Consider the following 8,288-nt stretch of genomic DNA (forward strand, 5'->3'; position numbering starts at 1 on the left):
GCTTATAATCTGGTGAGATATCAGATGATTAAAATGGCGGAACATCTGAAAGGTTACTGGCCGAATCAACTGAGTTTCTCAGAATCATGCGGAATGGTGATGAGAATGCTGATGACATTGCAGGGCGCTTCACCGGGACGTATACCGGAGCTGATGCGCGATCTTGCAAGTATGGGACAACTTGTGAAATTACCGACGAGAAGGGAAAGGGCCTTCCCGAGAGTGGTAAAGGAGAGGCCCTGGAAATACCCCACAGCCCCGAAAAAGAGCCAGTCAGTTGCTTAACTGACTGGCATTAGGCTGCTCAACGCATGGTTACTCTTTCTTCCTACCGATATCCTCGGCGTACTGGCGATAAACAGCCTGATGGCGTTTGGTCTTGGCGCTATCTGGGGCGTGTTGATCCTTACTTGCCTGTTGCCAGTAAACCAGCTGCTGACCGCGCTGCCGGTGGATGTATTAGGTAGCCTCGGGGAATTAAGCTCGCCGGTAGTTTCTGCTTTTGCACTGTTTCCGCTGGTGGCGATTTTCTACCAGTTTGGCTGGAAGCAAAGTCTGGTCGCCGCCGTGGTTGTTCTGATGACCCGTGTGGTAGTCGTGCGCTATTTCCCACATCTTAACCCTGAATCCATCGAAATCTTTATTGGCATGGTGATGCTGCTGGGGATCGCGATAACTCACGACCTGCGTCATCGTGATGAAAATGATATTGATGCCAGCGGGCTTTCGGTGTTTGAAGAACGCACGTCGCGGATTATCAAAAACTTACCCTATATCGCCATCGTGGGAGCATTGATTGCCGCCGTTGCCAGCATGAAGATTTTCGCCGGCAGTGAAGTGTCGATCTTCACTCTGGAGAAAGCGTACTCCGCAGGCGTAACGCCGGAACAATCGCAAACGCTGATCAACCAGGCGGCACTGGCAGAATTTATGCGCGGGCTGGGTTTTGTACCGTTGATTGCCACCACCGCCTTAGCAACGGGTGTGTATGCAGTTGCGGGCTTTACCTTTGTTTATGCGGTGGGCTATCTCTCGCCGAATCCGATGGTTGCAGCGGTATTAGGCGCAGTGGTTATTTCGGCGGAAGTCTTGCTGCTTCGTTCTATCGGCAAATGGCTGGGACGCTACCCGTCGGTGCGTAATGAGTCGGATAACATCCGTAACGCCATGAATATGCTGATGGAAGTGGCGCTGCTGGTCGGTTCGATTTTCGCAGCAATTAAGATGGCGGGTTATACCGGATTCTCTATCGCGGTTGCCATTTACTTCCTCAACGAATCCCTGGGCCGTCCGGTACAGAAAATGGCGGCACCGGTCGTGGCAGTAATGATCACCGGTATTCTGCTGAATGTTCTTTACTGGCTTGGCCTGTTCGTTCCGGCTTAAGGAAGGCACCTATGAAGACGTTTCCTCTGCAAAGCCTGACGCTTATTGAGGCGCAGCAAAAGCAGTTTGCGCTGGTGGACACGATTTGCCGTCACTTTCCCGGCGCGGAGTTTCTAACCAGCGGTGATTTGGGCTTAACGCCGGGGCTGAATCAACCGCGTATTACCCAACGGGTGGAGCAGGTGCTGGCTGATGCATTTCACGCACAGGCTGCGGCGCTGGTGCAGGGCGCGGGGACTGGCGCGATTCGCGCCGGGCTGGCAGCTTTGCTCAAACCGGGGCAGCGTCTTCTGGTGCATGACGCGCCTGTTTACCCGACGACACGGGTTATTGTTGAGCAGATGGGGCTGACGCTTATTACTGTTGATTTCAATGACCTGTCGGCACTGAAGCAGGTCGTCGACGAGCAACAACCGGATGCGGCGCTGGTGCAGCATACGCGCCAGCAGCCGCAGGACAGCTACGTGCTGGCAGATGTGCTGGCAACGTTGCGCGCGGCAGGTGTTCCAGCGTTAACCGATGACAACTATGCGGTGATGAAGGTGGCGCGAATCGGCTGTGAATGCGGCGCGAATGTCTCGACATTTTCCTGCTTCAAGCTATTTGGGCCAGAGGGTGTTGGTGCAGTGGTCGGCGATGCTGATGTTATCAACCGTATTCGCGCCACGCTTTACTCCGGCGGTAGCCAGATCCAGGGCGCACAGGCGCTGGAAGTATTGCGTTGTCTGGTGTTTGCGCCAGTGATGCACGCGGTGCAGGCAGGGGTATCTGAACGGTTGCTGGCTTTGCTTAACGGTGGTGCGGTGCCGGAAGTGAAAAGCGCGGTGATTGCTAATGCGCAGTCGAAGGTGTTGATTGTCGAGTTTCATCAGCCGATTGCCGCCAGAGTGCTGGAAGAGGCGCAAAAGCGCGGTGCCTTGCCTTACCCGGTGGGTGCAGAGTCGAAATATGAAATCCCGCCGCTCTTTTATCGCCTTTCCGGAACGTTTCGCCAGGCGAATCCACAATCAGAACATTGTGCGATTCGCATTAACCCGAATCGCAGCGGTGAAGAGACGGTGCTGCGGATTTTGCGTGAGAGTATTGCCAGTATTTAATGCTGGATAGCACCGTCAAGCTAAATTCCGTACTGAACGGTCCCCTCGCCCCTTTGGGGAGAGGGTTAGGGTGAGGGGAACGTACGGGATGTAAAATTCAACGCGCCAGCATCGCCGGATGCGATGCTGGCGCATCTTATCCGGCCTACGGTTAATGTCTTTTATTATCAATAGTTAAGGTGATGCGATTGGCGCGGCAGAAGAGTTCGGAGACGTGCACCGGTTTGTCATTCTGATCAAAGGCGATTTTGCTGATGCGAAACAACGGTTCGCCCAGTTCGCATTTCAGCCATTTTGCCTGCGGGCGGGTGGCGGCAAAGATATCGATGGTCTTTTTGTCGCTGACCACTCGCGTGTCAAAACGCTCCTGAAATAACTGATAGGTGGAGCTTCCTTCGACGTAAATCTCATCAAAGTCAGGATAACGCGACAGCGGGATCCATGAACTATCAATAAACAGCGGCTCTTTATCGAGATACATCACCCGGCAGAGATGGAACACTTCGCTGTTTCCGGGGATGTTCAGCTTTTCGCAAAACGGCGCGGCGCTGACCCGTTCCTGTTCGATCACTTTCTCTTTCGTCGCCTTGCCTTGTGAGACGCCAAAATCGGTAAAACCACTGACAGTAAGCAGGGCGTTTTCAACTTTCTGGCTTTGTACAAAGGTGCCTTTTCCCTGCCAGCGGATCAGTACGCCGTCCGCCACTAAGTCGCTGATGGCTTTGCGAATGGTAATGCGGCTGACGTTATATTGTGTACAAAGCTCGTTTTCGGTAGGGATCTGTTGCCCGGCCTGGTAAACCCCCTGCGCGATATCATCCAGCAGTCGCTGGCGGACGGTAGCGTAGAGGAGTTGATGAGAGTAGCGGTCCGTAGCTGACATAATCGACCCTGAAATAAAGAATGAATTACTCGGATTATAGGGTCGTTTTCCAGCAAGTAACAGCACGTTGGCGTGAAGATGCTCACGCCAACGTTATACCTACCAGGCACCGTGGTACTGAATGGTTTTCGCCGCGCACGCCGTTCCCTGCGCCATCGCCTGCGGTAATGTCATCCCCGCAGACCAGCCGCAAAGGAATCCGGCAATGAACGAATCTCCGGCACCCATGGTGTCGATAACCGTCACCGGTTCAGGAGCCTGACGCCAGAACTGCGCGCCATCCCAGGCAATGCTGCCGTTTTCACCCAGCGTGACAATCACGGTTCCTGCGCCACGGGCAACAATCGCTTTCATCTTCAGACGCAGCGTTTCGTCTTCTTGCGGTGCGGAGGCAAAGGCAAAATCGAGATGCGGCACCAGTGTCTGCCAGAGCGGGCTGTCCCACTTGTCGGAGAAGTCGAAAGCGGTAAGTTTGCCCGCAGCGTGCAGCTGTGGGAATGCGTCTTCCGCATGTCCCCAGATTGCCGCGTGCACAATGTCATACTGCGCCAGCCAGGCGTAATCCTCTTCACTCAGGGCAAAGTCGGCCATCACGCCTTCGGTGTAGTCGCCAAAAACGCGATCATTGTCGTGCAGTTCCACCTGAGTTTGTGCGGTAACGCCGTGTTTCGTATGGACATGGCTGATATCGACGCCCATGCGGGCGAGATCCTGCTTCAGCTTTGTGCCGTAGTCATCGTCACCCACCCAGGTAATGCATCCCGGCTGTATGCCGTAGCGAGTGCAGTACACCGCCACATTGACCGCATTACCGCCAGAAAACGCTTTATTCAGTTGCGGGTAGATATCGACGCAGTTATCGCCGATTGTCGCCAGGGTTTTCATCTCTCATCCTCCGGCAGCAGCGCGCGAAAGCGTTCCAGCGCCTGGCGGGCATAGAGTCTGGGCTCGTTCATATACATCGTCACCAGCTCCACCGTACAGTAACCCTCATAGCCCCGCTCAATAATATCGCGCATCAGTTCCCGCAGCGGCATTTTGCCTTCTCCAGGAATGTAATGCGTGTCGCTGGCCCCGTCGCTGTCGACAATATGCAGATGACGTAATTTATCGCCCAGTTTGTCGAAATAACTCATCACCGGTTCCGCCTGGACATACGGCGCGCAAATGTCGACCATGCTGAACAGGCGCGGCGAAGGCACCAGCGCCAGCGCATGAAGCACATCATTAGCATTACACACGACGTTCGATTCATACGGCGTTAACGGTTCGAGGATTAGATCCATGCCGATGTTTTCCGCGTACTCATACAGTTCGCTTAGGTTCTCTGCCAGCCGTCCCCAGATAACATTAGGTGGCGTGAGATAGCCCGCGTGGGCCGCGGAAATCAGCGTATAACCCGCGTTCATCTCTTTTGCCATATCCATCGCCAGCTTGATCATGTCGAGGCTTTCGCGACGCATATGTTCATCGCCCAGCATCATGTTATACGGATAGCCGTTGGTTTCTGGCGTATAGCCGATAATCGGCATCTGATACGTCTGCGCCAGCGCCTTGATTTGTTTGATGCCGCCCGCTTTTAAGTCCGGCGCGAACGCGTGCGGGCGACCGCCCCAAATTTCGATGCCGTCGTAACCCAGCTCGCTTGCATCACGAAATGCGTGTTCAATAGGCAGCCGCTGGTGGCCGCAGGTAAACATACCTGTTTTCATCGGGTAACTCCTTGCGTAAATCCGGCCCGTTGCCGGGCCGGGCGAGGGATTAATATTCCACCAGACCACCGTAATAGCGGCGTTCATCCGGGTTGTGATCTTTGTAAATAGACAGGTAGTAGCAGAGCCACTCCATTGGCACGAACATCAGGAACGGTGCCAGCCACGGGTGCAGCCCTTGCGAAATTTCGGCGTAATCGATGACGATCACGTTGTCAGTACGCTGTTTAACAAAGTTAATGGCGCGTTCGGTGGTGTGGCGACTTTCATCATTGCCGAGCAGGAACAGGAACGGAACGCCCGGTTCGACAATCTCCAGCGGGCCATGGCGGAACTCTCCGCTCTCAATCACGCAGCCGTGCGTCCAGGTAAATTCCATCAGCGTTACAATGCCTTCTTTGTAACCCAGCGGACGCAGCGGACCCGCAGCAACGGTATAAATCATCGGCCACTGGCTGGCCAGTTCACCAAGCTGGCGGCCTTTTTCTTCCTAGGTACGTACCAGATGACCGAGCGCATTCGGCAACTGCTTGAGATCGTTTTTGATCTTGCCGATTTCCGCGTTCGGCGCGAGGCGGGTGATCATCTCCAGCACCACGCTGTAGCAGAGCAGCAGGTGAATTTCCCAGATACAGTCGGCCTGATAATCAATGCTAAATTCCGCCGCCGAGGTAATCGGGCTGTCCGCGCGTTTGGTGAACGCCGCAGTGAGTGCGCCGCAGGCCCGGCCCAGCTCCAGCGCTTTGATTACCTCTTCCGTTTTACCGTAGTCAGAAACGCCAATCACCGCGCAACGATCGTCGAGGCGATACGGGGTGTTATCGCAGAACTCCCAGCCGGAAATGGCGTAGACCTGAAGATCGGAAAAGCGATCCGCCAGATGTTTCGCCGCTTGCGCCGCGTTGAGTGGCGAGCCGCAGGCAACGAAATAAATACGATCAATGTCGCGCGTCACCATCTCTTCCACGATGGCGTGCACCAGCGGAACGTCATGGCTGAGAACTTTTTCCACTTCCTGAACCATATTTTCGGTGACCAGAAAGTCCACGGTGCTTTTATCAATATCCAACATTTTATTTTCTCCAGATAACATTACGACAAAGCGTTGAGCTGGCGGCTACGCTTCGCCCAGAAGGCGTAAGCAGGCAGACCAGTAGCAATAACGATGACGGCGCAGATAAGGCCGGGAATCGGTGCCCAGACAAAGGTTGAGGCGACCAGAATGAGGCTTGACGCAATGGCGAGGGTGGTCATCAGCCCGAAAGCCGGAGTACGCCACAGCGGTTTGTAATCGTCGCGTTTACGACACCAGATGATGGAGCCGAAGGTGAGGGTATTTTTGAAACACATCACCAGGGTGAAATAACCCAGCAGGCTGGTGAGATCGGAAACGAAGATGAAGAAGAGCCCCAGCGCCCCTTGCAGGATGATGGAGACATCCGGCGTGTTGTATTTCGGATGCACATGGCCGAAGCATTTAAAGAACAGGTTGTCTTTCGCCATCGCGTATTCCAGCCGCGGCTGGTACATCACGCAGCTGGAAAGCGAACCAAGAATGACGATCATCGCCGTGATGGCAACAAAGATCCCAGCGGTGCTGCCGAGTGCGGGGATCCAGGTCAGGGCGTCGGAAATCGGCGTTTCAGAATTGGCGAGTTTGTCGAAGGGCATCAGGTCGGAAATCACCAGCGCCAGCAGGGTGTAGAGCACCAGAACCAGCAGACAGGAACCAATCAGCGCTCGTGGCATGGTTTTTCCGGGGTTTTTAATTTCGCCGGTCATATAACAGATAGAGGCCATGCCGGTATACGACCAACTGGTGGCAGAGATCCCCGCCAGCAGCGCCATAAAGCTGCCCGTTGCGCCAATCGCAGTGGTGGTAGGGGCGGCAAAATTCTCCGCTTTAAACCAGAAGATCCCAAGGCCAATGACGATAGTGAACGGGATAATTTTGGCGATGGTAATTAGCGTCTGAAACGCTGCGCCGCCTTCAACGGAGCGCAGGTGTAGCAACATAAAGGCGATAATTAATCCGGCGGCGATAAATTTACCGGGCAACGGATCGATAGGCGTTAAAAAGCCAAGATTGCTGACAATCGCCAGCGCCATAATCGACAATGACGGCGCATCGTTGGCCCAGAAGCTGGCCCAGCCGGAGAGGAAAGCCAGCGGTCGGCTTCCGGCATTTTTCAGATAAACATAATCTGCGCCATTTTCCGGATAAGCGGTGGATAGTTCCGCATAGACGCACATTTGCGGGATCACAATTAACCCGCCAATGACAAACGTGAGCACCGTAAGCCACGGCGTGCCCGCTGCTTTTGCCACTTCACCCACAGATACAAAAATACCGGAGCCGACGGTTGTCCCGACGGCGATTGCAAGAACGGCCCAAAATCCGAGCTTGCGTTGGAGTTCCTGGCTTCCCATAGCGATACCTTTTTCTTGTCCAACACGTTGTAGGGGAGAGTTTGCAGTCATTTAAAAGGTAACATAACAATGCATGATGAATATAATAACATATGATGTTATGTAATGCGGAGGAAGATCACAAAATTTCGCACAGGATCGCGCTGTGGCTAATGAATGTAGTTATCCAATTGAAATTAAAGTGAAAATATTTTTACGGGTGGGGAGCAAGAAGGATATAGAAACAAATACGCCCTCGGAAAATCCAGAGGGCGTCGGGCAATTAAACCGGTGTTAGCCGATTTCTGTCAGAGACTTACTGTGCAGTAGGACCGCAACCGCCAATGATTTTAGAAATAGAAATTGCCGGGTGCAGCAGGTAGTCGTAAGAGCAGTTCTTATCACGGTTTTCAATATGACCAGTACATGCAGTTAACGTAGCCAGTACTGCACCTACCAGTGCAACTTTAATAAATTTGTTCATTTACATTCCCGGTAATGACTCCAACTTACTGATAGTGTTTTATGTTCAGATAATGCCCGATGACCTTGTCATGCAGCTCCACCGATTTTGAGAACGACAGTGACTTCCGTCCCAGCCTTGCCAGATGTTGTCTCAGATTCAGATTATGTCGCTCAATGCGCTGAGTGTAACGCTTGCTGATAACGTGCAGCTTTCCCTTCAGGCGTGATTCATACAGCGGCCAGCCATCCGTCATCCATACCACGACCTCAAAGGCCGACAGCAGGCTCAGAAGACGCTCCAGTGTGGCCAGAGTGCGTTCACCGAAGACGTGCGCC

Annotated in this window: 6 protein-coding genes and 4 pseudogenes; 3 read left to right on the forward strand and 7 right to left on the reverse strand. The window is 53.6% G+C overall.

The genetic code is table 11. The annotated features are described in order from the left end of the window. The 3 genes and pseudogenes from BFF42_RS06355 to BFF42_RS06365 all read left to right on the forward strand — a co-directional run. Nucleotides 1-285, forward strand: a pseudogene (locus BFF42_RS06355) (IS4 family transposase); the annotation flags it as partial. Nucleotides 286-300: 15 nt separating this feature from the next. Next, nucleotides 301-1,386, forward strand: a pseudogene (locus BFF42_RS06360) (YhfT family protein); the annotation flags it as partial. An 11-nt stretch (nucleotides 1,387-1,397) separates the two neighbouring features. Next, nucleotides 1,398-2,483 (forward strand): aminotransferase class I/II-fold pyridoxal phosphate-dependent enzyme, encoded by a 1,086-nt coding sequence (locus tag BFF42_RS06365; RefSeq protein ID WP_000847179.1) that lies wholly within the window; start codon nucleotides 1,398-1,400, stop codon nucleotides 2,481-2,483. Nucleotides 2,484-2,634: 151 nt separating this feature from the next. Here BFF42_RS06365 and frlR read toward each other — a convergent pair whose 3' ends face one another. From frlR to BFF42_RS06400, 7 genes and pseudogenes are all read right to left on the reverse strand, one after another. Next, the gene (frlR, locus tag BFF42_RS06370; protein ID WP_001276847.1) at nucleotides 2,635-3,366 is read right to left on the reverse strand and encodes a DNA-binding transcriptional regulator FrlR; all 732 of its coding nucleotides are present in this window, start codon (nucleotides 3,364-3,366) and stop codon (nucleotides 2,635-2,637) included. Nucleotides 3,367-3,465: 99 nt separating this feature from the next. Next, nucleotides 3,466-4,251, reverse strand: coding sequence for a fructoselysine 6-kinase (gene frlD, locus BFF42_RS06375; RefSeq protein ID WP_000853355.1), 786 nt, complete (start codon nucleotides 4,249-4,251; stop codon nucleotides 3,466-3,468). Further along, a complete protein-coding gene (gene frlC, locus BFF42_RS06380) occupies nucleotides 4,248-5,078 on the reverse strand; it encodes a fructoselysine 3-epimerase (RefSeq protein WP_000847842.1) in 831 nt (276 codons plus the stop codon). The genes frlD and frlC overlap by 4 nt, the downstream gene beginning before the upstream one ends. A 49-nt stretch (nucleotides 5,079-5,127) precedes the next feature. Then, a pseudogene (gene frlB / locus BFF42_RS06385) lies at nucleotides 5,128-6,150 on the reverse strand (fructoselysine 6-phosphate deglycase). 20 nt (nucleotides 6,151-6,170) lie between these two features. Beyond that, nucleotides 6,171-7,508 (reverse strand): fructoselysine/psicoselysine transporter, encoded by a 1,338-nt coding sequence (gene frlA, locus BFF42_RS06390; protein ID WP_000535527.1) that lies wholly within the window; start codon nucleotides 7,506-7,508, stop codon nucleotides 6,171-6,173. A gap of 295 nt (nucleotides 7,509-7,803) precedes the next feature. Continuing rightward, nucleotides 7,804-7,971 (reverse strand): YhfL family protein, encoded by a 168-nt coding sequence (locus BFF42_RS06395; protein ID WP_001031834.1) that lies wholly within the window; start codon nucleotides 7,969-7,971, stop codon nucleotides 7,804-7,806. A 25-nt stretch (nucleotides 7,972-7,996) separates the two neighbouring features. Beyond that, nucleotides 7,997-8,288 (reverse strand): annotated as a pseudogene (locus BFF42_RS06400) (IS1-like element IS1X2 family transposase); the annotation flags it as partial.

This window comes from Shigella sp. FC1661 (assembly GCF_001712525.1).
GTDB classification, from domain to species: Bacteria; Pseudomonadota; Gammaproteobacteria; order Enterobacterales; family Enterobacteriaceae; genus Escherichia; species Escherichia coli.

Excerpts from the sequence above, each read along its gene's own strand:
- BFF42_RS06365 (WP_000847179.1), top strand. The coding sequence starts at position 1,398 with ATGAAGACGTTTCCTCTGCAAAGCCTGACGCTTATTGAGGCGCAGCAA.
- frlR (WP_001276847.1), bottom strand. The coding sequence starts at position 3,366 with ATGTCAGCTACGGACCGCTACTCTCATCAACTCCTCTACGCTACCGTC.
- frlD (WP_000853355.1), bottom strand. The coding sequence starts at position 4,251 with ATGAAAACCCTGGCGACAATCGGCGATAACTGCGTCGATATCTACCCG.
- frlC (WP_000847842.1), bottom strand. The coding sequence starts at position 5,078 with ATGAAAACAGGTATGTTTACCTGCGGCCACCAGCGGCTGCCTATTGAA.
- frlA (WP_000535527.1), bottom strand. The coding sequence starts at position 7,508 with ATGGGAAGCCAGGAACTCCAACGCAAGCTCGGATTTTGGGCCGTTCTT.
- BFF42_RS06395 (WP_001031834.1), bottom strand. The coding sequence starts at position 7,971 with ATGAACAAATTTATTAAAGTTGCACTGGTAGGTGCAGTACTGGCTACG.